At 69.7% G+C, this 24,348-nt stretch carries 27 protein-coding genes and 1 tRNA gene; 18 read left to right on the top strand and 10 right to left on the bottom strand.

Annotation, left to right across the window (positions count from 1 at the left end; genetic code table 11):
* The first annotated feature begins 2 nt into the window (after nucleotides 1-2).
* The 5 genes from ACE3UA_RS00590 to ACE3UA_RS00570 are packed head-to-tail and all read left to right on the top strand — an operon-like array spanning nucleotide 3 to nucleotide 4,133.
* Nucleotides 3-872, top strand: a complete 870-nt coding sequence (locus ACE3UA_RS00590) for a branched-chain amino acid ABC transporter permease (RefSeq protein ID WP_374641428.1) — start codon at nucleotides 3-5, stop codon at nucleotides 870-872.
* Between the two features lie 4 nt (nucleotides 873-876).
* Entirely contained in the window at nucleotides 877-1,884 is a 1,008-nt protein-coding gene (locus tag ACE3UA_RS00585; RefSeq protein WP_374641426.1) for a branched-chain amino acid ABC transporter permease, read from the top strand.
* Nucleotides 1,881-2,663, top strand: coding sequence for an ABC transporter ATP-binding protein (locus tag ACE3UA_RS00580; protein WP_374641424.1), 783 nt, complete (start codon nucleotides 1,881-1,883; stop codon nucleotides 2,661-2,663). Before ACE3UA_RS00585 ends, ACE3UA_RS00580 begins: the two co-directional genes overlap by 4 nt.
* Before the next feature lie 42 nt (nucleotides 2,664-2,705).
* Nucleotides 2,706-3,419, top strand: coding sequence for an ABC transporter ATP-binding protein (locus ACE3UA_RS00575; protein WP_374641921.1), 714 nt, complete (start codon nucleotides 2,706-2,708; stop codon nucleotides 3,417-3,419).
* 3 nt (nucleotides 3,420-3,422) lie between these two features.
* Nucleotides 3,423-4,133, top strand: coding sequence for an aspartate/glutamate racemase family protein (locus tag ACE3UA_RS00570; protein WP_374641422.1), 711 nt, complete (start codon nucleotides 3,423-3,425; stop codon nucleotides 4,131-4,133).
* Between the two features lie 79 nt (nucleotides 4,134-4,212).
* Here ACE3UA_RS00570 and ACE3UA_RS00565 read toward each other — a convergent pair whose 3' ends face one another.
* Nucleotides 4,213-4,863 (bottom strand): hypothetical protein, encoded by a 651-nt coding sequence (locus tag ACE3UA_RS00565; protein ID WP_374641420.1) that lies wholly within the window; start codon nucleotides 4,861-4,863, stop codon nucleotides 4,213-4,215.
* A 41-nt stretch (nucleotides 4,864-4,904) separates the two neighbouring features.
* Between ACE3UA_RS00565 and ACE3UA_RS00560 the strand changes: the two genes are divergently transcribed.
* From ACE3UA_RS00560 to ACE3UA_RS00545, 4 genes are all read left to right on the top strand, one after another.
* A complete protein-coding gene (locus tag ACE3UA_RS00560) occupies nucleotides 4,905-5,609 on the top strand; it encodes an endonuclease/exonuclease/phosphatase family protein (RefSeq protein ID WP_374641418.1) in 705 nt (234 codons plus the stop codon).
* A 58-nt stretch (nucleotides 5,610-5,667) separates the two neighbouring features.
* Nucleotides 5,668-6,390: a peptidase gene (locus ACE3UA_RS00555; RefSeq protein WP_374641416.1), complete on the top strand. Its 723-nt coding sequence runs from the start codon at nucleotides 5,668-5,670 to the stop codon at nucleotides 6,388-6,390.
* 57 nt (nucleotides 6,391-6,447) lie between these two features.
* Nucleotides 6,448-6,762, top strand: coding sequence for a hypothetical protein (locus ACE3UA_RS00550; protein ID WP_374641414.1), 315 nt, complete (start codon nucleotides 6,448-6,450; stop codon nucleotides 6,760-6,762).
* Between the two features lie 292 nt (nucleotides 6,763-7,054).
* The gene (locus tag ACE3UA_RS00545; RefSeq protein WP_374641412.1) at nucleotides 7,055-7,516 is read left to right on the top strand and encodes an MmcB family DNA repair protein; all 462 of its coding nucleotides are present in this window, start codon (nucleotides 7,055-7,057) and stop codon (nucleotides 7,514-7,516) included.
* Nucleotides 7,517-7,549: 33 nt separating this feature from the next.
* On the opposite strand, the gene ACE3UA_RS00540 is transcribed toward ACE3UA_RS00545, so the two are convergent.
* Nucleotides 7,550-7,768 carry a DUF6324 family protein gene (locus ACE3UA_RS00540; protein WP_287866140.1) on the bottom strand — a complete coding sequence of 73 codons (219 nt, stop codon included), beginning with the start codon at nucleotides 7,766-7,768 and terminating at the stop codon, nucleotides 7,550-7,552.
* 143 nt (nucleotides 7,769-7,911) lie between these two features.
* Here ACE3UA_RS00540 and ACE3UA_RS00535 point away from each other — a divergent pair.
* Together ACE3UA_RS00535 and ACE3UA_RS00530 are read left to right on the top strand one after the other, a co-directional pair.
* Nucleotides 7,912-7,988: transfer RNA gene (locus ACE3UA_RS00535), tRNA-His, on the top strand.
* A gap of 95 nt (nucleotides 7,989-8,083) precedes the next feature.
* Nucleotides 8,084-8,986, top strand: a complete 903-nt coding sequence (locus ACE3UA_RS00530; protein ID WP_374641410.1) for a LysR family transcriptional regulator — start codon at nucleotides 8,084-8,086, stop codon at nucleotides 8,984-8,986.
* 16 nt (nucleotides 8,987-9,002) lie between these two features.
* Here the strand turns inward: ACE3UA_RS00530 and ACE3UA_RS00525 are convergent, their stop codons facing one another.
* From ACE3UA_RS00525 to ACE3UA_RS00500, 6 genes are all read right to left on the bottom strand, one after another.
* On the bottom strand, nucleotides 9,003-9,470 hold the full coding sequence (locus ACE3UA_RS00525) for a hypothetical protein (RefSeq protein WP_374641408.1): 468 nt from the start codon (nucleotides 9,468-9,470) through the stop codon (nucleotides 9,003-9,005).
* 143 nt (nucleotides 9,471-9,613) lie between these two features.
* Nucleotides 9,614-9,934 carry an ArsR/SmtB family transcription factor gene (locus ACE3UA_RS00520; RefSeq protein ID WP_374641406.1) on the bottom strand — a complete coding sequence of 107 codons (321 nt, stop codon included), beginning with the start codon at nucleotides 9,932-9,934 and terminating at the stop codon, nucleotides 9,614-9,616.
* Nucleotides 9,935-9,946: 12 nt separating this feature from the next.
* Nucleotides 9,947-10,150 (bottom strand): DUF2892 domain-containing protein, encoded by a 204-nt coding sequence (locus ACE3UA_RS00515; RefSeq protein WP_374641404.1) that lies wholly within the window; start codon nucleotides 10,148-10,150, stop codon nucleotides 9,947-9,949.
* A gap of 8 nt (nucleotides 10,151-10,158) precedes the next feature.
* Nucleotides 10,159-11,445 (bottom strand): NAD(P)/FAD-dependent oxidoreductase, encoded by a 1,287-nt coding sequence (locus tag ACE3UA_RS00510; protein WP_374641402.1) that lies wholly within the window; start codon nucleotides 11,443-11,445, stop codon nucleotides 10,159-10,161.
* 78 nt (nucleotides 11,446-11,523) lie between these two features.
* On the bottom strand, nucleotides 11,524-14,733 hold the full coding sequence (locus ACE3UA_RS00505; RefSeq protein WP_374641400.1) for an efflux RND transporter permease subunit: 3,210 nt from the start codon (nucleotides 14,731-14,733) through the stop codon (nucleotides 11,524-11,526).
* Nucleotides 14,726-15,700 carry an efflux RND transporter periplasmic adaptor subunit gene (locus tag ACE3UA_RS00500; RefSeq protein ID WP_374641398.1) on the bottom strand — a complete coding sequence of 325 codons (975 nt, stop codon included), beginning with the start codon at nucleotides 15,698-15,700 and terminating at the stop codon, nucleotides 14,726-14,728. Before ACE3UA_RS00500 ends, ACE3UA_RS00505 begins: the two co-directional genes overlap by 8 nt.
* 291 nt (nucleotides 15,701-15,991) lie before the next feature.
* Between ACE3UA_RS00500 and ACE3UA_RS00495 the strand changes: the two genes are divergently transcribed.
* The gene (locus tag ACE3UA_RS00495) at nucleotides 15,992-17,236 is read left to right on the top strand and encodes a glycerate kinase (protein WP_374641396.1); all 1,245 of its coding nucleotides are present in this window, start codon (nucleotides 15,992-15,994) and stop codon (nucleotides 17,234-17,236) included.
* On the opposite strand, the gene ACE3UA_RS00490 is transcribed toward ACE3UA_RS00495, so the two are convergent.
* Nucleotides 17,233-18,549, bottom strand: a complete 1,317-nt coding sequence (locus ACE3UA_RS00490) for an ATP-binding protein (RefSeq protein WP_374641394.1) — start codon at nucleotides 18,547-18,549, stop codon at nucleotides 17,233-17,235. The two genes, ACE3UA_RS00495 and ACE3UA_RS00490, sit on opposite strands and share 4 nt — an antisense overlap.
* On the bottom strand, nucleotides 18,546-19,205 hold the full coding sequence (locus ACE3UA_RS00485; RefSeq protein WP_374641392.1) for a response regulator transcription factor: 660 nt from the start codon (nucleotides 19,203-19,205) through the stop codon (nucleotides 18,546-18,548). The genes ACE3UA_RS00490 and ACE3UA_RS00485 overlap by 4 nt, the downstream gene beginning before the upstream one ends.
* Before the next feature lie 142 nt (nucleotides 19,206-19,347).
* Between ACE3UA_RS00485 and ACE3UA_RS00480 the strand changes: the two genes are divergently transcribed.
* The 6 genes from ACE3UA_RS00480 to ACE3UA_RS00455 all read left to right on the top strand — a co-directional run bounded on the left by ACE3UA_RS00480 (nucleotide 19,348) and on the right by ACE3UA_RS00455 (nucleotide 24,302).
* Nucleotides 19,348-19,662 carry a PepSY domain-containing protein gene (locus ACE3UA_RS00480; protein WP_374641390.1) on the top strand — a complete coding sequence of 105 codons (315 nt, stop codon included), beginning with the start codon at nucleotides 19,348-19,350 and terminating at the stop codon, nucleotides 19,660-19,662.
* A gap of 150 nt (nucleotides 19,663-19,812) precedes the next feature.
* Nucleotides 19,813-20,193 carry a hypothetical protein gene (locus ACE3UA_RS00475; protein WP_374641388.1) on the top strand — a complete coding sequence of 127 codons (381 nt, stop codon included), beginning with the start codon at nucleotides 19,813-19,815 and terminating at the stop codon, nucleotides 20,191-20,193.
* 23 nt (nucleotides 20,194-20,216) lie between these two features.
* On the top strand, nucleotides 20,217-20,684 hold the full coding sequence (locus ACE3UA_RS00470; protein WP_374641386.1) for a DUF2271 domain-containing protein: 468 nt from the start codon (nucleotides 20,217-20,219) through the stop codon (nucleotides 20,682-20,684).
* Between the two features lie 11 nt (nucleotides 20,685-20,695).
* The gene (locus tag ACE3UA_RS00465) at nucleotides 20,696-22,897 is read left to right on the top strand and encodes a PepSY domain-containing protein (protein WP_374641384.1); all 2,202 of its coding nucleotides are present in this window, start codon (nucleotides 20,696-20,698) and stop codon (nucleotides 22,895-22,897) included.
* Complete coding sequence (locus ACE3UA_RS00460) at nucleotides 22,878-23,837, top strand: FAD:protein FMN transferase (RefSeq protein WP_374641382.1); 960 nt, start codon at nucleotides 22,878-22,880, stop codon at nucleotides 23,835-23,837. Before ACE3UA_RS00465 ends, ACE3UA_RS00460 begins: the two co-directional genes overlap by 20 nt.
* An 84-nt stretch (nucleotides 23,838-23,921) precedes the next feature.
* Entirely contained in the window at nucleotides 23,922-24,302 is a 381-nt protein-coding gene (locus tag ACE3UA_RS00455; protein WP_374641380.1) for a putative zinc-binding protein, read from the top strand.
* Nucleotides 24,303-24,348 lie beyond the last annotated feature (46 nt).

Here is a 24,348-nt window from a genome sequence, read left to right as displayed (position 1 = left end):
CCATGGAACAGATCCTTGCCAACGGCCTCTATCTCGGGGCGCAATATGCGCTGATCGCGCTTGGCCTCACGCTGATCTTCTCGCTGATGAACGTGCTGAACTTCGCGCACGGGCAGATGTATGTCTTCGGCGGCTTCGTGACCTATACCGTCGTCGCCCAGCTGGGCCTGCCCTTCATCATCGGGCTGGTCGCCTCGGCCGTGGTGCTGGCGGTGATGGGCGCGCTGATCGAGAGGTTCCTGTTCCGCCCGGTCATCGCCCGGTCGAAGCGCGAAGAATCCACCATGCTGCTTGCCGCAGGGATCGCCTTCTTCCTGGACGCGGTGATCCTCCTTCTCTTCGGCGAGAAACAGCGCGGCGTACCGAAGGTGGTGAACGGGGTGTTCAACTGGGACATGCGGCTGATCATGCCCTATGACCGCATCCTGATCGCCGCGCTGGCCGTGGCGCTGATCGTCGGCTTCATCCTGTTCATGCAGTATTCCCGCACCGGCCGCGCCATGCGGGCGCTGGCGCAGGACCGGATCGCGGCGCAGCTGATGGGCGTGGACGTCGACCGCTATTCGATGATCGGTTTCGCCCTGGGCGCGATGCTGGCCGGGCTGGTCGGCGGCCTTCTGGTCACGATCACCGGGATCAACCTCGGCATGGGCGGGCCGACCTCGGTCAAGGCGTTCCTGATGATCATGATCGGCGGGGCCGGGGTGATCTCGGGCGCCATCGCCGGCGGGTTCATCCTGGGGATGATGGAATCGGTGGGGCTGACGCTGCTCGCCGCCTATGGCGATGTCACCTACCTGGTGATCTTCGTGACGCTGATGATCTTCCTCGCCATCCGGCCGCAGGGCCTGATGGGCAAGCCCTGGGGTTGAGCCGATGACTGACCAAACGCAATCCGTGCCGCAGAGCCGCAGGTCGCCCACCCGCCTTGCCGGAGTGCTGGCCTTCCTCCTGGCCGTCTTCGTGCTGGTGCCGCTGTTCATCGCCCTGACCGGGCGCTGGGATTTCTACTATACGCTCACCTCGGTCGCGCTCCTCTCGGTGGCCGCCGCCGGGGTCTGGCTGACCTTCTACATCGGCCGGATCAACATCGGGCAGGGGGCCTATGCCCTGACCGGGGGCTATGTCTCGGCGGTGCTGATGACGCAATACGGGGTCAGCTTCTGGCTGACGCTGCCCTTGGCGGGCATCTTCTGCGCCGCCGTCTCGGTCGTGATCGGCCTGCCGATCCTGCGCCTGCGGGGCGTCTATTTCGCCATGGTGACCCTGGTCCTGACCGAGGTCGCCCGGCTGACCGCCCTTGCCCTGCCGATCACCAACGGCGCGAAGGGCATCACCTCGATCCCGCTGCCGGGCGAGCTGTCGATCCTCGGCCTGACCATCATCCCCGACTTCGCTACGCTGGCGAACCCGAAGCTCGCCTTCTACCTGATGGCCGCCGTGCTGATGGTCGTGACCTATCTCGTCCTCTGGCGCATCGTGAACTCGCGGCTCGGGCACCTGTGCCGGTCCTTGCAGCAGAACGAGGAGTTGTCGGCCTCCATCGGCGTCAACACGGCGATGCTGCGGGTGCTGGCCTATGCCATCTCCTCCTTCTTCGGAGGACTGGCCGGGGCGATCTTCGTCGCCATCTCGCAGTCGATCTACCCCTCCTCCTTCGTGGTGCAGGACAGCGTGAACTTCATGCTCTACTGCTTCCTCGGCGGGCTTGGCTATGTCTTCGGGCCGATGCTGGGGACGCTGCTGCTCTACTTCGGCTGGGACCTGCTGTCGGTCGCCAGGGAATACCAGCTTCTCATCTATTCCGGCGCGCTGATCGCGCTGATGCTGGTGCTGCCGAACGGCGTCCTCAGCCTTCTTGACCGCAAGGGGGGCCGCAAATGATTCCGATCCTGCAAGTCAGGAACGTCACCAAGCGTTACGGCGGCCTGACGGCCAACAACGACATCAGCTTCGACGTCGCCCCGCAGGAGATCCTGTCGGTGATCGGGCCGAACGGCGCGGGGAAGTCCACGCTGTTCAAGCAGATCGCCGGGTTCGTGACGCCCACGACCGGCGAGGTGATCTACAAGGGCAACCGCATCTCCGGCCTGCCGCCGCACAAGGTGGCGCGGATGGGGGTGGTGCGGACCTTCCAGGAGACCACGATCTTCAAGTCGATGACCGTGCGCGAGAATGTCATCGTCTCGCATCACCTGCGGTCCAAGGCGTCGCTGCTGGGGTTCTTCTTCGGGTCCTCGCAGGCCAAGGCGGATGAAGCGGAGTTCGGCAAGTCGGCCGATGACATCATCGACTTCCTGGGCCTCCAGGCGATCCGGAACGAACTGGCCTCGAACCTGCCGCAGGGTCACCTGCGCGCGCTCGGCATGGCCATCGGGCTGGCGACGCATCCCGAGGTGATCCTGCTGGACGAACCCTTCGCGGGCATGAACCATGACGAAACGATGCGCATGGTCGCCCTGGTCCGTCGCTTGCGCGACGAGCGGGGCCTGACGGTCCTTCTGGTCGAACACGACATGCCGGCGGTGATGAAGATCTCCGACCGGATCGTCTGCATCAACTTCGGCGAGAAGATCGCCGAGGGCACTCCGTCAGAAATCCAGGCCAACCCGCGCGTGATCGAGGCCTATCTCGGCAGCGAAGACGCCGCCATCGGGATGTGAGACATGACCCAGACATCGACCAAGCTGGAACCGGCCCGCAAGATGTTCAGCTTCGACAATGTCGAGCTGTATTATGACCACGTCTATGCGCTGAAAGGCGTCTCCATCGACCTGATGGAAGGCGAGACGGTGGCCCTGATCGGCGCGAACGGGGCGGGGAAATCCTCGATCCTGCGGGCCATCACAGGCCTACGGAAGATCAGGTCCGGCTCGATCAGCTATCTCGGCGACCGGATCGACGGGCGCCCGGCGGCGGAAATCGTCAAGCGCGGGATCGCGATGGTGCCCGAAGGGCGCCGCGTCTTTCCGCTGATGAGCGTCAAGGATAACCTCCTCATGGGCGCTTTCACCCGCACCGACAAGCAGGGGATCGAGCAGACGCTGGACAGCGTCCTCACCCGCTTCCCGCGCCTGAAGGAACGCTTCACCCAGCAGGCCAGCACGTTGTCGGGGGGCGAGCAGCAGATGATGGTGATCGGCCGCGCGCTGATGGCCAAGCCGAAGCTCCTCCTTCTGGACGAACCCAGCCTCGGCATCGCGCCCAAGCTGGTGCAGGACATCGCCCGCGCCATCGTGGCGATCGGCCGGGACGAGGGGGTTTCGGTCCTGCTGGTGGAACAGAACAGCCGGATGGCGCTCTCCATCTCCAACCGGGCTTATGCCATGTCGACAGGCCAGGTCGTCCTGTCCGGCAATTCCAGGGACCTGATGCATGACGACCGGATCAAGGCCGCCTATCTGGGCGGGGAGCTGTAAGAAATGCGCCTGCTGGTGATCAACCCCAATTCCACCGCCTCGATGACCGAGAAGATCGGCAGCGCGGCCCGCAGGGCGGCCAGCCCCGGAACCGAGGTCGTCGCGGTGAACCCCCCCGGTGGCCCGGTTTCGATCGAGGGCTATTATGACGAGGCGCTGAGCGTTCCCGGCCTGTTGCAGGTCATCCAGACCGCCCCGGCCTTCGACGCGGTGATCATCGCCTGTTTCGACGACACCGGCCTCGACGCCGCGCGCTGCCTGACCGACCGCCCGGTGATCGGCATCGGCGAGGCGGCCTATCACTTCGCCTCGATGCTCGCGAACAAGTTCTCGGTCGTCACCACGCTTGCGCGGTCCGTCCCGGCACTGGAGCACAACCTGCACCGATACGGCCTCGCCACCCGCTGTGCCCGCGTGCGCTCCTCCGAGGTCGCGGTGCTGGAGCTGGAGCATCCCGGCTCGGACGCCTGCAACCGGATCAGCGCCGAGATCGGCCGCGCCCTGGCCGAAGACCGGGCCGAGGCCATCGTGCTGGGCTGCGCCGGCATGGCCGATCTGGCCGGCCGGCTGGCGGCGGAACACGGGCTGCCGGTGCTGGACGGCGTATCCTGCGCGGTCAAGCTGGCCGAGGCGATGGTGGGCCTCGGCCTGCGGACCTCGCGCCTTGGCGGCTATGCGCCGCCGCCCGTGCAGAAACTGCGCGCGACGGCATGACGCCCGCCTGCCGCGCGCGTGCCGCTCGCGCAGCAAAAAAGGCGTCACCGGCCCGTCCGAGGGCCGCGACCGCCGCCGCCTACTTCCGTGTTCCCCGGCGCGGCAGAAGCTTGCGGAATCGGGGCCGGTTCACGTCGATGAAACTGTCGAAGGCCACGCCGAAGCCCAGGCTTCGGCCCTTCAGATAGGCGGCCCCGGCCAGGGCGGCGAGGCCCGCCCCGACGGCGTCCACCACCAGGTCGCTCATCGTGTCGTCCAGCCCCGATTTCTGCATGTTCAGCCCGAAAAGCTGGTCCATCGCATATTCGAAGATCTCCCACAGCGCGCCCACGGTCATCGCGGCGCAAAAGCTCAGCACGCCGATCGCCCAGGGCGGCGCGGCGTAGCGGTCGCCCTCGAACAGCATCAGGATCAGCAGGAAGCCGAGGATGCCGAAGCCGATCGCCGAAGTGCCGTGCAGCACCAGGTCCCACCACCAGAGCCGGTTATAGAAATCGCGCATCTCGCCAAGGTAGATCGTCGCCAGCACGAAAAGCGCGATGGCGGCCAGAAAGCTGTTCGGCAGGAAAAGCCGGACCCGATTGGCCAGCAGCTGCGGCAGGGTCGTCAGGACCAGGGCCGAAAGGGCGACAAAGACCGCAAGCCAGGTGCCGCGCACCAGCGCGATCAGCGTCTCGACCGCAAGGAAGAGGCGAATCCCGTTCAGGACAAGAAGCGACGGCGCGGGCATCTGGCGTTCCGGCTGGGGGCTTCCATCCTTATATTGGGGTCATGACGCGGGAATCAAAGCCATCGCTGAAAGTGGCGACCTGGAACATCCGGGCGGGCCTCGGCACCGACCTGCGCCGGGACGCGGACCGGGTGCTGGACCGGATCGCGGACCTGGGCGCCGATCTGGTTGCCCTGCAGGAGGCGGATTTCCGGCTGGGCCTGCGGCCCTCGGCCCTGCCGCGCGACGTGATCGCCGAACGGACCGGGCTGGTGCCGCTGCCGATCGGGCGCAATGCCTCCAGCATCGGCTGGCATGGCAATGCGATCCTGGCGCGGCCCGGCTTCCATCTGTCCGGGCTGCAACGGCTGGACCTACCGGGATTCGAGCCGCGGGGCGCCGTCATCGCCGATCTGGACGGGCCGGTGGCGCTGCGGCTGGTGGCGCTGCATCTGGGGCTGCTGCGCTCGTCCCGGCGCAAGCAGCTGGATGCGGTGCGCGAGGCGGTGCTGCACCATCCGCCGCGTCCCACGGTGATCCTGGGCGATTTCAACGAATATTCGCGCCGGGTGGGGCTGGGCCGCCTTGCGCGCGCCTTCCAGCTCATGGAGGCGGCGCCGACCTTTCCCTCGCGCGCGCCGCGGCTGGCGCTGGACCGGATCGCGCATAGCCACGACCTGGGGCTGGAGCCCCTGCCGGTGCCCTGGCGCAAGGGGGTGCAGCCCTCGGACCACCTGCCGCTTCTGGCCGAGCTGCGGCTGTTGTGAGGGGCGGTTGCGGTCCTGCGGCGGGCGCAATAGGCTTGGGGTCGAGGGGGATGCCGGAATGACCTATTGCGTCGGGCTTTTGCTGAACGAGGGCATGGTGCTGCTGGCGGACACGCGCACCAACGCCGGATTCGACAATATCTCGATCTATCGCAAGCTCTACACCTTCGAGGAACCGGGCGAACGGGTGATAGCGATCATGACGGCCGGCAGCCTGTCGGTGACGCAGACCACGCTGGCCAAGCTGCGCGAGGCGATCGAGGACGACGACGCCACGCCCGAGACCAGCATCATGCTGGCCCTCACCATGCTGAAGGTGGCCGAGATCGTCGGCGCCCGGCTGGCCGAGGTGCGGGCCGAGGTGGACCAGAAGCTTTCCGCGATGCAGGGCGCGAGCGCGAGCCTGATCGTCGCGGGCCAGCGCCGGGGCGAGGGGATGCGGCTGTTCCTGATCTATCCCGAGGGCAATTTCATCGAGGCGACCGAGGACACCCCCTTCCTCCAGATCGGCGAGCACAAATATGGCAAGCCGATCCTGGACCGGGTGGTGAAGCCCGCGACCAGCCTGGCGGATGCGCAGAAGGCGGTGCTCCTGTCGATGGATTCGACGCTGCGCTCCAATCTTTCGGTGGGGATGCCGCTGGACCTGGTGGTGATCGAGCGCGACAGCTGCAAGGTCTGCTTCCGCCGCCGGATCGAGGCCGGCGACCCCGGTTTCCGCCGGATGAGCGAGGCCTGGTCGGCGGCGCTCCGCGACGGATTCGCCCACATCTCGATCTGAGGCTTGGCAAAGGCGGCCGGGGCTCCTAGCCTTGGCGCGAGAGCCATGGAGGTCGCGATGCCCGAGCTTGTCCGCCTTTACATCCGCAGCGTGGCGCTGGGGTTCCTGATCTCGGCCGCCTTCACGGCGGGGCTGGTCTGGTGGGACGTGGCCGGGGTGGGGCATCTGATCCTGGGCTCGGACCTCGGGCTGGTGGCGGCGGCGATGCTGGTGGTGTTCAACGGGATCGTCTTCTCGGCGGTGCAATTCGCCTTCAAGGTGATGGCGATGGCCGAAAAGGACGAGGGTCCGAAGGGCGGCCACGCCGCACGCGCACCGGTGCGCGAGTCCGCGCTGCTGCCGGTGCCTGTCGCCGCGAAATCCCGCCGCTGAGGGCGGGCCCCGTTTCTATCGCGCCGGAATTTTCGAAAGTTCCGGCGCGGCGCCGGGTGGCGGGCCCGCAGCAACCGTGAGAGCCGGGGTTTTCCCGAGAGCCAGAGGTCTCAGGTGGGCGCCAGATACCCGGACCAGGATCCGGGCAGAGCCAGCCCCCGTTCGCTTGCTTATCGGCCACTGGAAAATTGGCCCGCACGCGAGGAGCAGCACCCGCCACCCCTGAAGATAGGGCGCACGGGGGCCGGCTGCAAGGCTGGACAGATGTTCACCTTTGGTTCATGATCGACCGATGGACATTCCCGTCACCCTCCCGGAAATCCTGCCCGCCCAACCGGGCCAGCGGCTGCAGCGCGGCGTCTGCCGGGGCCTGCGCGCGCTGGATTTCGTCTGCGTCGAGGAGTTGATCCCCAGTCCCGGCCTGCGCGTCGACGTGATGGCGCTGGGCCCGAAGGGCGAGGTCTGGGTGGTGGAATGCAAGTCGGGCCGGGCGGATTTCCGCGCGGATCGCAAGTGGCAGTCCTATCTCGACTGGTGCGACCGCTTCTTCTGGGCGGTGGACGCGGATTTCCCGGTCGATCTCCTGCCCGAGGGGACCGGGCTGATCCTGGCCGATCCCTATGACGCCGAGGTGGTGCGCATGGCGCCCGAGGCCCCCCTGTCCGGCGCGCGGCGCAAGGTCGTGCTGCGGACCTTCGCCCGTGCGGCGGCGGGGCGGCTGCAGGGCCTGCGCGATCCGGGGTTCACCGGGTGATCAAATTCCTTCCTTGAGGAATTTGGCCCCGGATCAGCGTTTCTTCGGCTTGCCCGCCGGCTTCGCCCCCATCGCGCGCGCGGCCTCGGCGGCGGCGCGCAGTTCCTCGGCGATTTCCTCGGCCTCTTCGGGGTCGAAATCCAGCGGCAGGTCGATCCCGCCCTCGGCCTCGACATAGATGCGGACCATTCCGGCGTCGGTCGGACCGATCTGCAGGTTCGCCGCGATCTCGCTTGGTGAGTTGATGCCCATGGCCATTCTCCGCGTTCTCGCGGCGGCGTAGCGGTCGGCCGGGCAGGGCGCAAGAAAAATCGCCCTCCCCGCGCGGGGCGGGCCGGAAAGCCTTGCGAAGGCGCTTGCAATCCGGGGGACGCGGGGCTAAATCGCCCCCGAGTGCCGCCTTAGCTCAGTTGGTTAGAGCACCAGATTGTGGATCTGGGGGTCCCCCGTTCGAGCCGGGGAGGCGGTACCATCCGAAACAGGGCCCGGGCAACTCGCCCGGGCCCTCTTCCTTTGTCGGCCCGCGGCGGATATGCTCATCTGCCCCGGGCAGCGCGGGGGTCTTGCATGAATGCACCGGGGCAGGACTGGGATGACCTGCGGCTGTTCCTGGCCGTGGCGCGGGCCGGGTCGCTTTCGGGCGCGGCGCGGGTGCTGGGGGTGACGCATTCCACCGTCTTCCGCCGCATCGGCGCCTTCGAGCAGCGGCTGGGCGTGCGGCTTTTCGACCGGCTGCAGGGCGGCTATGACCTGACCGCCGCGGGCGAGGAGATGCGCGAGTCGGTCCTGCGCATCGAGGAGGAGATCGCCGCGCTGGCGCTTCGGGTCACCGGGCAGGACCAGCGGCCGACGGGGACGATCCGCATCACCGCCACGGATTTCCTGGCCCAGGCGCTGCTGCCGGCGCATGTCGCGGCGTTCCGGGCCGAACGGCCGGGGATCGAGGTCGAGACCATCGTCTCGGACACGGTGCTGGACCTGACCCGGCGCGAGGCGGATATCGCGCTGCGGATCGGCAATCCGGGGCAGGAGGCGCTGGTCGGGCGGCGGATCGGGCAGCTGGCCTTTGCGGTCTATGCCGCAAGGGGCAGGGCGGACGATCCCGCGACGGGGGACTGGGTGGGCTATGGCGCCTCGCACGGGCCGCTCAGCCGCGCGATGGCGCGGTGGTGGCCGGGGATGCGGCAGGTCTACCGGACCAATTCGATCACCGCGGCGCAGGCGGCGGCGCGGGCGGGGATCGGCATGGCCGCCCTGCCTTGCGTGCTGGCCGACCGCGACCCGGGCCTTGTCCGCCTCTGTTCCTTGCCCGAGCCCTTTGCCCTGGACCTCTGGCTCCTGACGCATGAGGACCTGCGCCATACCGCGCGGATCCGCATGTTCCTGGATTTCATGGGCGCGGCGGTTCAGGCCGAGGCCGACCTGCTGGAGGGCCGCCGCCCCCTGGGGCAAGTGCCGGCCGTGGACTGACGGCCGGCGGTTGCGATCACTCCAGCGCCTGCCAGTCGGGATGCTCGAAATGCGCGCCATAGGCGTTCAGCGCCTGGACGATGGCGACCGCGCCGGGCTCGATCTCGCCTTCCTCAAGCGCCGAGGCGCCGACCGCCACCTGGGCCAGGACGGTATGGAACTGCTCGTCCACGGCCGGGTCCAGCTTGCAGTTCTCGATCATGAAGTCGAGCTGCGTCTGCACGTCGGCGGCCAGGGCCCTTGCCGCCTCGGGGGTCAGCGCGCCGGCATGGACCGCCTCGAGATTCGCGGCCATCGCGGCGCGGATCGCGCTCATGCCGATCACCATGTTCTCGTCGCCCTGCCATTTCGCGCCGTTGTTCAGCGCCAGTTCCAGCGCCGGGGCCGAATGGCCGTCATGCCCGGTGGTCTGGGCGAAGGCGGGCGTGATGAAGGAAAGCGCCAGGATGGTGGCGAGGGTGGAAAGGGTCTTGCCGGGCTGCATGGGGTTCTCCTGTGATCCGGTGCAGCGGGCTTGCTGCATGGAACCAACATAGCCTGTCCACTGGCGCACAGGGATTAGCCATGCCCGCAAGGAGTCTTTGCAGGAATGTTCAGGCCGCCCGGTCGTTCCGGACGGCCCGAACCTCAGCCATGCGGCCTTTTGCAGAAGGCGTCGCGCAACACGGTGACGATCAGCGCCGCCTCCTCACGCGCGAGGTGGTAGATCACGCTCTTCCCCTCGCGGCGGGTGTTGACGATGCCTTCGGCGCGCAGCCGCATCAGTTGCTGCGAGACGCTGACCGGGCTGGCCCCCAGCGCCTCGGCCAGCTGGGTGACGTTGCGCTCGCCATCGACGAGCAGGCAGAGGATCTGCAACCGCCCCTCATGCGAGAGCGATTTCAACAGCGACACCGCCCGGGACGCCTGTTCGGGCGTGCCGCCGAAGCCTTCCAGGATCTCTGCCATGCTCATTCCACCTTATTCGAAGGCGCAGCCCTTCTTCAGCCCGAACGCCCGGAAGACCATCGCCGCGGGGCAGACGCGGGTAAAGGAGGATTGCAGCAGGTTCAGCCCGATGAAGACGGTGAACCAGACGAAGTAGGGCGAGACATAGGTCGTCAGCACGACGCTGAGAAGGACCATGACCCCGGCAAAACGCAGAACAGCAGCATCAAGCGACATTTTCGACCTCATCCTTTGGTGGTTGCTTTCAGTTTGTCGATCCCCAGCGCCTTCAGCGCCAGGTGTTCGTAGAAGGGTTCCGACTGGCCCTTGCGGAGCTTGTGCATGAAGTATTTCTCGAACCCCGCCTTGGCCAGGTGGACCCATTTGCCCGACGACGACCAGTTGACGTTCCTCGGCGGAATCTGCGGCTGCGCGACGAAGGCGATGCCCCCGTCGCCGAAATCGGCCAGGCAGACGGCATTCCAGGTGCCGATGCTGTCGGGCTCTTTCCCGCGCACCAGGTTGCCGATGTTATGGGCGGTGGCGGTGACCATGCTTTCGATCATGAAGCCGGTCTTCGGCACGCCGACCGGCACCGGGGTCGGCCCCATCGGCGGGATCGCGACGCAGACGCCGACGGCGAAGATGTTCTTGAACTTCGGGTTCTGCTGGTGCTTGTCCACGATGGTGAAGCCGCGCGGGTTCGACAGCCCCTCGATCCCCGAGACCGCCTTGATGCCCCGGAAGGCCGGCAGCATCATCGAAAAGGCGAAGGGCAGGTCCTTCTCGGCCTTGACGGCGCCGTCCTCGCCCAGTTCCTCGACGAACATGTGGCCGTCCTCGACCCGCTTGACCCGGGTGTTGGTCATCCACTTGATGTGCTTCTCGCGCATCTCGGATTCCAGCAGGCCCTTGGTGTCGCCCACGCCGTCAAGGCCCAGGTGGCCGATATAGGGCTCCGGCGTGACATAGGTCATCTGCACCCGGTCGCGCACCTTGGCCTTGCGCAGCGCGGTTTCCAGGATGAACAGGAACTCGTAGGCCGGGCCGAAGCAGCTTGCCCCCTGCGCCGCGCCGATGATCACCGGGCCGGGATTGGCGACCAGCTTCTCGAACACCGATTTCGCCGCCTCGGCGTGATCGATGTGGCAGACCGACTGGGTAAAGCCGCCATGCGGGCCAAAGCCGGGGATCTCGTCGAAGGCCAGTTCCGGCCCGGTCGCGATCACCAGGAAATCGTAGGAGACGGATTTGCCGTCCACCAGTTCGATCCGGTTCTCCTCGGGATGCAGGCGTTCGGCCGCGACCGGGATGAAGTCGATCCCCTTCTTCGCCATGGCGGGGGCCAGGTCCACGGTGATGTCGGCCCGGTCGCGCCAGCCGACCGCGATCCAGGGGTTCGAGGGCACGAAGTGATATTTCGGGTCCTTGGTGACGACCGTCACCTTGTCCTCGGGCCGGAGCTGCTCCTTCAGCTCGTAGGCCATGATGGCGCCGCCAAGTCCGGCCCCCATAACAACGACATGTGCCATTTCAGTCTCCTCGCTGATGGTTCATGAACGCAATCATCTTCCTGGATGGACCGGCCGTCCTTGATTCCGCGCAATCGGTCATGTGCGGAACACGCGGTAGATGGCCGGAATGACCAGGACAGTAAGCAGGGTCGAGGTGAGCAAGCCGAAGAACAGCGACAGCGCGAGGCCCTGGAAGATCGGATCGGCCAGGATCACCACCGCGCCGATCATGGCGGCGATGGCGGTCAGCAGGATCGGCTTGAAGCGGATCGCCCCGGCCTCGATCAGAAGGTCCACGGTCACCGGCTCGCCCGCTGGCTTGCCGTGGCGGATGAAGTCCACCAGAAGGATCGAGTTGCGCACGATGATCCCGGCCAGCGCGATGAAACCGATCATCGAGGGGGCCGAGAAGGGCGCGGCGAACAGCCAGTGCCCGGCCATGATCCCCAGGAAGGTCAGCGGGATCGGGGTCAGGATCACCAGCGGCAGCTTGAAACTGCCGAACTGCGCCACGACCAGGATATAGATGCCCAGAAGTGCGATGGCAAAGGCCGCCCCCATGTCGCGGAAGGTGACGAAGGTCACTTCCCATTCGCCATCCCAGAGCAGGGTGACGACATCCTCGTCCTCGGGCTGGCCGTTCAGGGCGATCACCGGCTTCTGGCCTTCGGGCCAGTCCATCTTCTCGATCTCCGCCGCGACGGCCAGCATCCCGTAGAGCGGGGCCTCGAAGTCGCCGGCCAGTTCGGCCGTGACCATCTCGGCGCTGCGGCCGTTGTGGCGGAAGACGGGGAAGCTGGCGGCCTCCTCCCCGATGCGGATCACGTCGCCCAGCTCCACCACCCCGCGCGCGCCGGGCAGGGCATTGGCCGGGATCGGCGTGGTCAGGAACCGCTCGTCCAGCACCCGGTCCGAGGTGTCGCGCTGCACGACCAGCGGGATCGGCAGGCGGCCCTCGCCCCGGTGCGAATAGCCGACCGTCTGCCCGCCGTTCAGCAGCGCCAGCGTGTCGAACACGTCCTGTTCCTGCACCGAATAGAACTCCAGGTCGTCGGTCGAGATCGTGGCCCGCAGCCGTCGCGCTTGCGTCCCGAAACTGTCGTCCACGTCGACGACGAAGGGCACGGCCTGGAAGGCCTCGCGGATCTTCGCGGCGGCGGCGCGGCGGGTCGCGGCGTCGGGGCCATAGACCTCGGCCAGGAGGGTTGCGATCACCGGCGGGCCCGGCGGCGGCTCGACGACTTTCAGGCTGGTGCCCTCGGGCACGGCAAGCGCGTGCAGCCGCTGCCGCAGGTCCAGCGCGATGTCATGGCTTTCCCGCTCGCGGTCGGCCTTGGGCGCAAGGTTGATCGCCACCTCGCCCAGCTGCGGCTCGCTGCGGATGTAGTAGTGCCGGACGAGACCGTTGAAGTTGAAGGGCGCGGGCGTGCCGGCATAGGTCTGCACGCTGGTCACTTCCGGCAGGCCCAGCACCACATCCGCCACGTCGCGCGCCACACGGTCGGTCGCCTCGACCGAGGCGCCCTCGGGCAGGTCGATGACGACGCTAAGCTCCGACTTGTTGTCGAAGGGCAGAAGCTTGACCGTCACGTCGCGCGTGTAAAGCGCCGCGAGCGAGCCGAAGGAGAGCGCGGCCGTCAGCAGCAGGAAGCCCAGGCTGCGGCCCTTCGAGGCCAGGATCGGCCGGGCGACGCGGGTGTAGCCGCGCGCCAGCCAGCCGCCGTGGTGGTGGCCCGCCGCCGCTGCCATCTCGCCATGGGCGGGGCCGTGGTCGGCGCGGCCCGCGATCTTGACCATCAGCCAGGGGGTGATGATCACCGCCACGAAGAAGGAGAAGATCATCGCCGCCGAGGCATTCGCCGGGATCGGCGACATGTAGGGGCCCATCAGGCCGGAGACGAACAGCATCGGCAAAAGCGCCGCGACCACGGTCAGGGTGGCGACGATGGTCGGGTTGCCGACCTCGGCCACCGCCTCGATGGCGGCCTGCAGGCGGGGCTTCCTGCGGTCGAGGCTCCAGTGCCGGTCGATGTTCTCGATCACCACGATGGCGTCGTCGACCAGGATGCCGATGCTGAAGATCAGCGCGAACAGCGACACCCGGTTCAGCGTATAGCCCATGATCCAGGCGGCAAACAGCGTCAGCAGGATCGTCACCGGGATCACGATGGCGACCACGACGGATTCACGCCAGCCGATCGCGAACAGGACCAGCGCGATGATCGAGACGGTGGCGAGGCCGAGATGGAACAGCAGCTCGTTCGCCTTCTCGTTCGCGGTCTCGCCATAGTCGCGGGTGATGCTGACGGTGACGCCCTCGGGGATCAGCTTCGGCTCCAGCGCCTCGACCCGGTGCAGCACCTCCTCGGCCACGACCACGGCGTTGGCTCCGGCGCGCTTGGCGATGGCCAGCGTCACGGCGGGCCCGCCGGTGGTGGCGCCATCCACCGAGGTCAGGTGCGAGACGATGGTGTCCCTGGTGTTCTCGACATACCGCACCGTCGCCACGTCCGAGACATAGACCGGCCGCCCGTCGCGGGTGGTCAGGAGCAGGTTCGCCACTTCCGCCGGCGCGGTCAGCGTCTCGCCTGCGACGAGGTCGATCATCTGGCCCTGGTCGCGCAGGCGGCCGGTGTTCAGCGTCCGGTTCGCCTGCGCCACCTTGCCCGCCAACTGTTGCAGCGTCACGCCATGAAGCGCGAGGCGGTCCGGGTCGGGCTCGATCCGGATCGCGTCCTGGGCGTCGCCGACCAGGTAGGTCAGCCCGACATTCGCGGTCTTGGCGACCTCGGTCTGCAGGGTGCGGGCGATGCGGGTCAGCTCGTTCGCGGTCAGGTCCTCGGCCGAGAGGGTCAGCGTCAGGATCGCCACGTCGTCGATGCCGCGGCCGACGATCAGCGGCTCGGGGATGCCGACCGGGATGCGGTCGATATTGGCCCGCACCTTGTCGTGGACGCGCAGGATCGCATCCTCCGAGCGGGTGCCGACCTCGAACCGCGCCGTCACCATCGCGGAATCGTCGCGGGTCGAGGAATAGACATGCTCGACATCGTTGATGCCCTTGACGATGACCTCCAAGGGCTCGGTCACCAGCTTGACCGCATCCTCGGCCTTCAGGCCCTGGGCCATGACGTGGATGTCGACCATCGGCACGGAGATCTGCGGCTCTTCCTCGCGCGGCAGCGAGATCAGCGCGACCAGCCCCGCCGCCAGCGCGGCCAGGATGAACAGCGGCGTCAGGGCCGAGTTGATGAAGGCGCGGGTCAACCCGCCCGCGATGCCCAGGGGGTGCTTGCCTTCAGTCATGGGAGACCTCGGCGGCCGGAACCACATCGTCACCGGCGACAAGGCCGCTGATCACCTCGACCATGGCGACGCCGTCCACCTCATGCACCCCGCCCGCGATGATGGCGCGCAGCACGGTGCCCCCGGCGGTGCGCAGGCCGACGAAATCCAGCCCGGCGCGGGTGCTGATCGCCGAGGCCGGGACCAGAAGCGCCTCGCGCTCGCCCACCGGCAGGCGAACCAGCATCCGCGCGCCGATATGGGTGTCGGGCAGGCCCTCGACCTCGACATCGGCGACGACGCGGCCGCCCTCGATCAGCGGATAGACGCGGGCCAGCCTGCCCTCGCGGTCGCCCATCCCGTTCGAAAGCCGGATCTTGTCGCCTTCGGCCAGCGAGGCGGCGTGCCGCTCGGGCACGGCGATGCGCAGGTAGGTGCCGCCGCCGCCGACGACGGCCACGACCTCGCCCGGCATCGCGACCGCGCCCTTGGTCACCGGCACGTCCAGCACCCGGCCCGCGACCGGGGCCAGCACCACGCCCTCGCGGCTTTGCTGGTCGATCACCTGCGACTGGGCGTCCAGCGCCGCGATCTGGCCCTTCAGCACGTCGACCTGGGTGCGCAGCGCGTCGACGCGCTGGGTGGTGGTGACGCCGTTCGCCAGAAGCTCCTCGCCGCGCTTCAGGTCGGACTCGGCATTGGCAAGCTGGGCCGAAAGCGCCTTGCTCTGGGCGGCAAGGGCCGCGCGCTGGAAGTCGAGCTTGTCGTCCACGATCCGCGCCAGTTCCTGCCCGGCCGTCACCTCGTCGCCCTCGGTGACCGAAAGTTCGACCAGCGTGCCGCCAAGACGGGCGCGGGCCGGAATGCGGTCGCGCGCCTCGACCGTGCCATAGACGGCCTTCCATTCGGTGATGGCCGTCGGCGTCACGGGATCGGCCAGGGCGGGCAGGGCGAATGTGGCAAGGAGGAGGGCGCGAAGAAGGGGCATGCGACTCGGGTCCTGAACTGTGTCTTGTCAGTTATAAAGCTTTGAAGGTGATAAAATCAAGGGCCTTGCCGACAGCCGCCGGACAGGATGCGGGGGCGGAAGATCGTCGGCTTCGACGACATCGAGGATTGCGCGCAAAGCCGTCCTGCGCTCATCTTTACGCTGCGACATTGCGGGATTCGGTCGGGAAATGGCGAAAACGGTGCTGACCTGGCTGGAAAGGGACCGGCGCCCGGCGCCGGAAGCCATTACACCCGTGACCCTGACCCCCCGCGCCTTTACCCAGGTTCCATGATCCCAGATCCCGCCGCCTTTCTTCGCCAGCTCTTCGACCGCGCGGTCGAGGTCGCCGATCCGATGCGTTCGCTGGCCGGTTTCCTGCCGGAAAAGCCCAAGGGCCGCGTGCTGGTCATCGGCGCGGGCAAGGCCTCGGCCCGCATGGCCGAGGCGGTCGAGGCCGCCTGGGGCCCCTGCGAGGGGCTGGTGATCACCCGCTACGGCTACGGCCGTCCCTGCCGGGGGATCGAGATCGTCGAGGCCGCCCATCCCGTCCCCGACGCGGCGGGGGCGGCGGCGACGGCGCGGATGCTGGCGCTGCTGCAGGGGCTGGACGAGGGCGATTTCGTCCTCGCCCTGATTTCCGGCGGGGCCTCGGCGTTGCTCTGCGCCCCGGCCGAGGGGCTGACGCTGGCGGAAAAGCAGCAGGTCAATGCCGCCCTCCTGGCCTCCGGCGCGCCGATCTCGGCGATGAATACCCTGCGCAAGCACCTCAGCCGGGTGAAGGGCGGCCAGCTTGCCGCCGCCGCCTGGCCCGCAAGGATGCTGGCGCTGATGATCTCGGACGTGCCGGGGGACGATCCGGCCTTCATCGGCTCGGGCCCGACGGTGGGCGACGCCACCACGCCGCAGGATGCCGCCGCCGTCCTTGACCGCTGGCAGGTCCCCGTGCCCGAAGCCGCCCGCGCGGCGCTGGCGCGCTCGGGCGTGGTCGCGCCGGACGACATGCGCCTGTCGCGCACCGAAAACGTGATCTACGCCGCCCCCGCGCAATCCCTCGCCGCCGCCGCCGACCTCGCCCGCGCCTCCTGCGAGGTCCGCCTGCTGGGCGACCGGCTGGAGGGCGAGGCGCGCGAGGTGGCCGCAGGGCAGGCCGCCATGGCCCTTGCGCTGGCCGCAGGGCTGCAGCCCGGCGACCGGCCGATCCTGCTTTTGTCCGGCGGCGAGCTGACCGTGACCCGCAGCGGCGACGGGGTAGGGGGGCCGAACGCGGAATTCTGCCTCGCCCTCGCCCTGGCGCTGCGCGGCCATCCGCAGGTCCATGCCCTTGCCTGCGACACCGACGGCGTCGACGGCGCGGCCGAGGTGGCGGGCGCGCTGGCCGGCCCCGCGACCCTTGCCACGCCGGGCGCGGCCGAGGCGCTGGCGCGGAACGATGCGCATGGCTTCTTCGCCCGCGCCGGGACGCAGGTCGTGACCGGGCCGACGCTGACCAATGTCAACGACTTCCGCGCCATCCTGATCCAGCCGCCGGCCTAGAGGACGCGGGGCAGGGTGAAGCGCGCCTCGAAGCCCTGCGCGCTGCCCCGGCGCGGCGAGGCCAGGTCCAGGCGGCCGCCGGACCGCTCGGCGATCGCGGCGACGATCGCAAGGCCCAGGCCGCTGCCGTCGGCGGTTGCGCCCGCGCGCTCGAAACGGTCGGTCAGGCGGGCCAGCGCCTCGGGCGGGACGGGGGGGCCGTCATTGGCGACGATCACCATGCCATCCTGCAGCGCGACATCGACCATGCCCTCGCCATGCCGCAGCGCGTTCTCCACCAGGTTGCGGAACAGGATCGCGAAGGCGTCGGGATCAAGGTCCGACAGCACCGGCGCCTCGGCCAGCACCAGCCGGATCCGGCCCGAGGCGCGCGAAAGGTCATCGGCCAGAAGCCGCGCCACCGGCCGCAGGTCGGCGGCCGCATCCCGCCGCAGCGGCCCGCCCTCGGCCCGGGCCAGCTGCATCAGCCGCTCGGACAGCCGCGTCAGCCGCCGCAACCCCGCCTCGATCTCGCCTGCCCGGGCGCGGGCCGCGGGATCCGCCGTCTCGGCCTGCAGCCGCTGCACCTGCGCCAGGGCCCCGGCCAGCGGCGTGCGCAATTCATGCGCGGCATTGGCGGCAAAGCTGCGCTCGGCCTCGAAGGCGGCGGAGAGCCGCGCGAGAAGCCCGTTCATCGCCTCGGCGAGCGGCGCGATCTCGGCCGGCAGGCCCCCGGCCGCCACCGGCGCCAGGTCGCGCGGCCCCCGCGCCGCCAGCCCCTCGCGGAAATGCCGCAGCGGCGCCAGGCTGGTGCGCAGCGCCAGCACGATGGCCAGGAAGGCCAGGGGCAGGACGATCAGCAGCGGCAGGCCCAGTCCGATCAGCAGTTCGCGCGCGACGGCGGCGCGCTGGTCCAGCGGCTCGGCCACGGTGATGCGGATCGTGCCGCGCACCGCCTCGTCGCTGTAGAAGCGGTGCGTGGCGGACTGGGCAAAGCCGGTGCCCGTCCAGGCGGGGAACAGGGCGGGGTCGGCGGCATGGGATTGCAGCAGGATCCGGCCCCGCTCGTCGCGGACGAGATAGGTGAAATGCTCGCCATGTTCGCGGATCGCGGCGATGCGCTGGGTCAGCCCCTCGTTCTCGCGCTCCAGGATGTCGACCACGGCCAGCGGCAAGAGGCGCTGCGCGGTCTCCTGCAAAGCGGAATCGAAGACCTCCTCCATCTCCTGCCGGGCGGTAAGGGCGGTCAGGCTGGCGGCGGCAAGCCAGACCAGCCCCAGCGCCAGCCCCAGCCAGAGGCCCAGCCGCCCCTGCAGGCTGCGCGGTCTCCTCATCCCCGGCCCAGCCGGTAGCCGAGGCCGCGCTCGGTCTCGATCACCCCGGGGCCCAGCTTCTTGCGCAACCGGCTGACATGGACCTCGATCGTGTTGCTCTCGACCTCGGCCCCGAAGGCGTAGAGCTTGTCTTCGAGCTGCGCCTTCGACAGAAGCTGGCCGGGGCGCGAGAGGAAAGCCTCGAACAGCGCCCATTCCCGCGCGGTCAGCGTGACGGGGCGGCCGTCGCGGCGGATGCTGCGCGCGGCCAGGTCGATCTCCAGCGCGCCATGGCTGACGATCGGGTTGGGATTGCCCGCATAGCGCCGCGCGACCGAGCCGATGCGGGCCGAAAGCTCGGCCAGGTCGAAGGGCTTGACCAGATAGTCGTCCGCGCCCGCGTTCAGCCCGTCGATCCGGTCGCTGACCTGGTCCAGCGCGGTCAGGATGATCACCGGCGTCACGTCGCCCCGCGCCCGCAGCCGGCGCAGGAAGGCCAGGCCCATCCCGTCGGGCAGCATCAGGTCCAGCAGAACCAGGTCATAGCCCGTGCCGCCAAGCGCGTCCGAGGCCGCATCCAGCCGCCGCACCCAGTCGACCGACTGGCCATCCGCCGCGATCTGGTCGCGCACGGCCGCGCCCAGGACGGTATCATCCTCGATCAGCAGGATCCGCATGGCGCTTGCCGTTCTCCCGTTCCTCGCCCATCCTTCGCCGGTCCCCCTGACGCGGAACTGACGCCGCGCCCTCCCGGCCTTCAGGCTGGCGTCAGCTTCGGGGCGCATCCGGGCCGGGTGGTCGTGGCGTGGAGTGTGCCGCATGCGAAAGACACTGACAATTCTTGCCTTTGCCGCAGGCTTTCCGGCCGGGGCGGCGCTGGCCGATGACGATTGCTTCGTGCCGATGGCCGACTGGCAGCCGCGCGCGGCGGTCGAGGCCTTGGCGCTCGAGAAGGGCTGGACGCTGCGCCGGATCAAGATCGACGACGGCTGCTACGAGGTCGACGGCATCGATGCGACCGGCAAGGCGATCGAGGTGAAGCTGCATCCCGGGACGCTTCAACCCGTCGAATTCGAATACGAGGAGGAGAAGGCGCGCGGCAAGGACCGGGACGGGACGTCCGAAAGCGACTGAGCCGCCCGGCATCCCCCGACACAGCCCCGCCCCGACCCGGCGGGGCTTTTTGCTTCCTGACGGCAAGCTGAAGCGGAAAGGCCCGCCCCGTCAGGAACCGCTCAGGTCCGCAGGCCAGACCGCAGGCACCTGAACAGCGGAGATCCTGCGATGAAGCCCCGTCTTGCCTTCCTCATCACCACCAGCGCCCTGACCCTGGCGCTCGGCCTGCCCACGCTGGCCGCGATCCGCGCGGCCGAAGGCTGCGCCCCCGCCCTCTGCGCGGCCCCCGCCGACGGGACTGCCCCGCTGATCCGGGTCGATGACGACCACAAGCGCGGCTGGTTCCGCCTCTGGCGCGGCGGGCACGACGATGACGATGACGATGACGATGACGACGATGACGACGATTGCGACGACGACGATGACGATGACGACGACTGCCGCCGCGGCCGGGGCGGCAAGGCCAATCCCGCGCCCGCCGGCACCGTCGCCCCGCCCGCGAACGGGCTTTTCGGCAATGGCGCACCGCCCAAGGCCGTGACGAACTGAGGCCCGGAAGAAAGGAAGATCCGATGAAATCCCTGCTCTCTGCCCTTGCGCTGACCACCGCCCTGACCGTTCCCGGCCTTGCGCTTGCCCGGCCGGTGATGCTCAGCACCACGCTGACCGGCTATGGCGGCGACGGCGCCTATCTGGCGCTTTACGTCACCGATGCCTCGGGCGCCTATGTCGGCAGCCTGTGGATGGCCGGCGGCAAGTCGAAATACTACAGCCATCTCGGCGACTGGTATGCCGCGACCGGCGGCGACCCGGCGCAGATCGACGGCATCACCGGCGCCAGCGTCGGCGCGGGCCGGACGCTGGCGATCACGCTCGACCTCGCCGATGCGCTGTTCGACGCGGGCTACACGCTGCACATCGACGCCGCGGTCGAGGAGATGCGCGACAGCCCGAACGAGATCGCCGTCCCCCTGACCAGCGCGGGCATGGGCCAGCCGGTCAAGGGCCGGCGCTACATCGCCAGCTTCACCTACGAGTAAGGGGGGATCGCATGATCCGCGCGGCGCATCGCTGGCCGGGGCTGGCGGCCCTGGTCCTCGTCCTTCTCCTCGCGCTCAGCGGGGCGGCGCTTTCGGTCTTTCCGGCGGCCGAGCGTCTGGCCTCGCCCCAGGCCCCGGCCGGGCAGAGCGTGGCCGACCTGGCCGCGCTGGTGGCCGCCAGCCATCCCGGACTCGAGCAGATCCGCCGCGCGCCCTCCGGCAGGATCACCGCCTGGTGGTTCGACGGCGGCACCCCGGGCTCGGCCGTGATCGACCCCGCGACCGGGGCGGATGTGGCGCTTGCCGATCCCAACCGGGTCGAGCGGTGGCTGACCGGGCTGCACCGCTCGCTTTTCCTGGGCGATGCCGGGCGGCTGGCGATGGCGGCGGGGGCGGCGGCGCTTCTCGTGCTGGCGGGCTCCGGCGCGGCGCTGGTCGCGCGGCGCGCGGGCGGCTGGCGGCGCTGGTTCGCGCCGCTGCGCGGCCCCCTCGCCGGGCGGCTGCATGTCGAGATCGCGCGCCTTGCGATGCCGGGCCTCGTCCTTTCGGCGCTGACGGCGCTGTGGATGACGGCCTCGACCTTCGGCCTCCTGCCCGACGGCGCGGCGGATCCGGCCCGGACCGCCGCCGCCAGCGGGCTGACCGGCCTGCCCCTGACCCAGATCGAGGCGCTGCGCCAGACCCCCGTCGCCAGCCTGCGCGACCTCGGCTTCCCGCTGGCCGGTGACCCGCAGGACGTCTTCACCCTGCACAGCGACCAGGGCAGCGCCCTGATCGACCAGGGCACCGGCGCGGTGCTGGGCTGGTCCAGGCCCGGCGCCTGGCAGCAGGTCTCCGGGATCATCGCCATGCTGCACACCGGCCGGGGCGCGGCGGTGCTGGGGCTCATCCTCGGCCTGATGGCGCTGTCGGTGCCGGTCCTCGGCGCCACCGGAGCCCTCGTCTGGGCCTCGGGACGGCGCGGACGGATCCGGGGCAACGATCCCGCCGCGCGCGCCGCGACCGTGATCCTCGTCGGCTCCGAGGGCGGCAGCACCTGGGGCTTCGCCGCCACCCTGGCGCAGGCCCTGCGCGAGGCCGGGGAAAGCGTCCATGTCGCCCCCATGTCCGGCTTCGATCCCACCCGCCATGCCGGGGCGCGGCGCTACCTGATCCTCGCCGCCACCTATGGCGCGGGCGGCGCCCCCGCCTCGGCGCGCGGCTTCCTCGACCGGCTGGCGCGGCTGAAATCGGCTCCGCAGGCCCCCTTCGCGCTTCTCGGCTTCGGCGACCGCAGCTTCCCGGCCTATTGCGCCTATTCCGACGCGATCGAGGCCGCCGCGCGCGCGAAGGGCTGGGCGATGCTGCTGCCCTCCGGCAGCGTGGACCGCCAGTCGCCGCAGGATTTCGCCCGCTGGGGCGCCGCCCTGGGCGCGGCGCTGGGCCTGCCCCTGACGCTGGCCCACCAGCCGCAGCCGCCCCGGACCGAGGCGCTGACCCTCATCCGGCGCCGCGACCACGGGGCCGAGGTCCAGGCCCCGACCGCGATCCTGCGCTTCGCTCTGCCGCGCGCCGGCCTCTGGGCGCGGCTGACCGGACAGGGCTTCGCGCGCTTTCAGGCCGGCGACCTCCTCGGCATCCTGCCCGAAGGCTCGGACGTGCCGCGCTTCTACTCGCTGGCCTCCGGCGCGCGGGACGGCTTTGTCGAGATCGTGGTGCGCAAATATCCCGGCGGCCTTGCCTCGGGCCAGCTTCTGGCGCTGAACCCCGGCGAGAAGGTCCGGGCCTTCCTGCGCCGCAATCCCGGCTTCCAGCCCGCGCGCGACCGGGCCGGGCTGATCCTGATCGGGGCGGGCACGGGGATCGGCCCGCTGGCCGGCTTCATCCGCGCCAACGGCCGCCGCCGCCCGATCCACCTCGTCTTCGGCTTCCGCCATCCCGACAGCGACTTCCTCTACCGGGACGAGCTTGCCGGCTGGCAGCGCGAGGGCCGGCTGTCCCGCCTGACCACCGCCGTCTCGCGCGGGGCAAGGCCGCATTACGTCCAGGATGCACTGCGCCTCCAGGCCGCCGAGCTGGCCGAGTCCATCGCCAGGGGCGCGCGGATCATGGTCTGCGGCGGGCGCGAGATGGCCCGCGGCGTGGCCGAGGCGCTGGAGGAGATCCTGGCCCCCGTGGGCCTCAGCCCCGCACTCCTGAAGGCAGAGGGACGCTATGCCGAAGATGTCTACTGACCCCGGCCTCGTCCGCCACGCGCTGAACGGCCCGACCATGGGCACCCGCTGGTCGGCGCTGTTCTTCGCGCCGCCGGGCCTCGACCCGGCGCCGGTGCAGCAGGCGCTTCAGGCGGCAGTGGCGGCGGTGGATGCGCAGATGTCCACCTGGCGGCCCGACAGCGACCTGATGCGCCTCAACCGCATGCCGGTCGGGCAATGGGCAAGCCTCGCCCCCGACCTCGCGCGGGTCCTGGCGCTGGGGCTGGCGATCGGCCGGGCCTCGGGCGGGGCCTTCGACATCGGCCAGGGCGATGCGGTCCGCGCCTGGGGCTTCGGCCCCGATCCGGCCGATCCGCAGGCGATCCGCGCCGCCCGCGCCGCCGCCCGTTCCCCCGCGCATGAGCGGCTGGAGCTGGACGGCAGCCGCCTGCGCAAGACTGCCCCGATCGCGCTCGATCTCAATGGCATCGCCAAGGGCCATGGCGCCGACCGGCTGGCCGAGGTGCTGCTTGCCCATGGCATCAGTGACGCGCTGGTCGGCATCGACGGCGAGATGCGCGCCCTCGGCCTGCGCCCGGACGGTGCGCCCTGGGCCGTCGCGGTCGAGGCGCCGGACCCCGAACGCCGCGCGCCGCAGTCGGTCCTGGCCTTGCAGGACGCGGCCGTGGCGACCTCGGGCGACTACCGGCACCGGGTCAGGCTGGGCGACCGGCACCTCTCGCATACGATGGACCCCGCAAGCGGCGCGCCGCTTCCCGCGCCGCCCGCCTCGGTCACCGTGGTCGCCCGCAGCTGCGCCGAGGCCGATGCCTGGGCCACGGCGCTGATGGTCGCGGGCCCCCGGGTCGGCGCCGACCTTGCCGCCAGGGCCGGGCTCGACGCGCTCTACCTCCTGCGCGGACCGGACGGCGCGATCCGGCCGCTGCCCCTCGGCCGGCTCTTTGCCGCCGCGGCCTGACCCTGCCCCTGCGACGATCTGTCCATCGACACTCCCCGCCATCCATGTTCCGATTTCGCCGACGATTGATCCCGAGGGATGCGCATGTCCGCACGCGACCACCTGCCCCTGGTCTATTCCTGCTCCGGCTGCTCGAGCGCGGCGCAGATGGCGAACCACCTCGCCATCGCGCTGGACCGGCGCGGCCTGGCCGAGATGTCCTGCATCGCCGGTGTCGGCGGCGACGTGCCGAAACTGGTGCGCCTGGCCAAGTCCGGCCGCCGCATCATCGGCATCGACGGCTGCGCGCTGGCCTGCGTGCGCAATTGCCTGGCCCGGCACGGCGTCCAGCCCGACGACTACCACCTCCTGTCCGACCACGGCGTGCGCAAGCGTTACCAGTCCGATTTCGACACCGTCGAGGCCGAGCGCGTCCTCTCCGAGATGGCCGCCGCACTGGCGCCCGCACCCGCCGCCGCGGGCTGACCGCGCCCCCCCTCGCATCGCGCCGCCGCCTGCGCTATATCCGACG

Origin of the sequence: Tabrizicola sp., from assembly GCF_041919135.1 — a bacterium.
GTDB lineage: Bacteria > Pseudomonadota > Alphaproteobacteria > Rhodobacterales > Rhodobacteraceae > Tabrizicola.
The sequence above is the reverse complement of the archived record's forward strand: the minus strand, read 5'-3'. Positions and strand labels throughout refer to the sequence as shown.

Bases quoted from the DNA above. Each gene is read 5' to 3' on its own strand.
- ACE3UA_RS00590 (WP_374641428.1), top strand. From the start codon at position 3: ATGGAACAGATCCTTGCCAACGGCCTCTATCTCGGGGCGCAATATGCG.
- ACE3UA_RS00585 (WP_374641426.1), top strand. From the start codon at position 877: ATGACTGACCAAACGCAATCCGTGCCGCAGAGCCGCAGGTCGCCCACC.
- ACE3UA_RS00580 (WP_374641424.1), top strand. From the start codon at position 1,881: ATGATTCCGATCCTGCAAGTCAGGAACGTCACCAAGCGTTACGGCGGC.
- ACE3UA_RS00575 (WP_374641921.1), top strand. From the start codon at position 2,706: ATGTTCAGCTTCGACAATGTCGAGCTGTATTATGACCACGTCTATGCG.
- ACE3UA_RS00570 (WP_374641422.1), top strand. From the start codon at position 3,423: ATGCGCCTGCTGGTGATCAACCCCAATTCCACCGCCTCGATGACCGAG.
- ACE3UA_RS00565 (WP_374641420.1), bottom strand. From the start codon at position 4,863: ATGCCCGCGCCGTCGCTTCTTGTCCTGAACGGGATTCGCCTCTTCCTT.
- ACE3UA_RS00560 (WP_374641418.1), top strand. From the start codon at position 4,905: ATGACGCGGGAATCAAAGCCATCGCTGAAAGTGGCGACCTGGAACATC.
- ACE3UA_RS00555 (WP_374641416.1), top strand. From the start codon at position 5,668: ATGACCTATTGCGTCGGGCTTTTGCTGAACGAGGGCATGGTGCTGCTG.
- ACE3UA_RS00550 (WP_374641414.1), top strand. From the start codon at position 6,448: ATGCCCGAGCTTGTCCGCCTTTACATCCGCAGCGTGGCGCTGGGGTTC.
- ACE3UA_RS00545 (WP_374641412.1), top strand. From the start codon at position 7,055: ATGGACATTCCCGTCACCCTCCCGGAAATCCTGCCCGCCCAACCGGGC.
- ACE3UA_RS00540 (WP_287866140.1), bottom strand. From the start codon at position 7,768: ATGGGCATCAACTCACCAAGCGAGATCGCGGCGAACCTGCAGATCGGT.
- ACE3UA_RS00530 (WP_374641410.1), top strand. From the start codon at position 8,084: ATGAATGCACCGGGGCAGGACTGGGATGACCTGCGGCTGTTCCTGGCC.
- ACE3UA_RS00525 (WP_374641408.1), bottom strand. From the start codon at position 9,470: ATGCAGCCCGGCAAGACCCTTTCCACCCTCGCCACCATCCTGGCGCTT.
- ACE3UA_RS00520 (WP_374641406.1), bottom strand. From the start codon at position 9,934: ATGGCAGAGATCCTGGAAGGCTTCGGCGGCACGCCCGAACAGGCGTCC.
- ACE3UA_RS00515 (WP_374641404.1), bottom strand. From the start codon at position 10,150: ATGTCGCTTGATGCTGCTGTTCTGCGTTTTGCCGGGGTCATGGTCCTT.
- ACE3UA_RS00510 (WP_374641402.1), bottom strand. From the start codon at position 11,445: ATGGCACATGTCGTTGTTATGGGGGCCGGACTTGGCGGCGCCATCATG.
- ACE3UA_RS00505 (WP_374641400.1), bottom strand. From the start codon at position 14,733: ATGACTGAAGGCAAGCACCCCCTGGGCATCGCGGGCGGGTTGACCCGC.
- ACE3UA_RS00500 (WP_374641398.1), bottom strand. From the start codon at position 15,700: ATGCCCCTTCTTCGCGCCCTCCTCCTTGCCACATTCGCCCTGCCCGCC.
- ACE3UA_RS00495 (WP_374641396.1), top strand. From the start codon at position 15,992: ATGATCCCAGATCCCGCCGCCTTTCTTCGCCAGCTCTTCGACCGCGCG.
- ACE3UA_RS00490 (WP_374641394.1), bottom strand. From the start codon at position 18,549: ATGAGGAGACCGCGCAGCCTGCAGGGGCGGCTGGGCCTCTGGCTGGGG.
- ACE3UA_RS00485 (WP_374641392.1), bottom strand. From the start codon at position 19,205: ATGCGGATCCTGCTGATCGAGGATGATACCGTCCTGGGCGCGGCCGTG.
- ACE3UA_RS00480 (WP_374641390.1), top strand. From the start codon at position 19,348: ATGCGAAAGACACTGACAATTCTTGCCTTTGCCGCAGGCTTTCCGGCC.
- ACE3UA_RS00475 (WP_374641388.1), top strand. From the start codon at position 19,813: ATGAAGCCCCGTCTTGCCTTCCTCATCACCACCAGCGCCCTGACCCTG.
- ACE3UA_RS00470 (WP_374641386.1), top strand. From the start codon at position 20,217: ATGAAATCCCTGCTCTCTGCCCTTGCGCTGACCACCGCCCTGACCGTT.
- ACE3UA_RS00465 (WP_374641384.1), top strand. From the start codon at position 20,696: ATGATCCGCGCGGCGCATCGCTGGCCGGGGCTGGCGGCCCTGGTCCTC.
- ACE3UA_RS00460 (WP_374641382.1), top strand. From the start codon at position 22,878: ATGCCGAAGATGTCTACTGACCCCGGCCTCGTCCGCCACGCGCTGAAC.
- ACE3UA_RS00455 (WP_374641380.1), top strand. From the start codon at position 23,922: ATGTCCGCACGCGACCACCTGCCCCTGGTCTATTCCTGCTCCGGCTGC.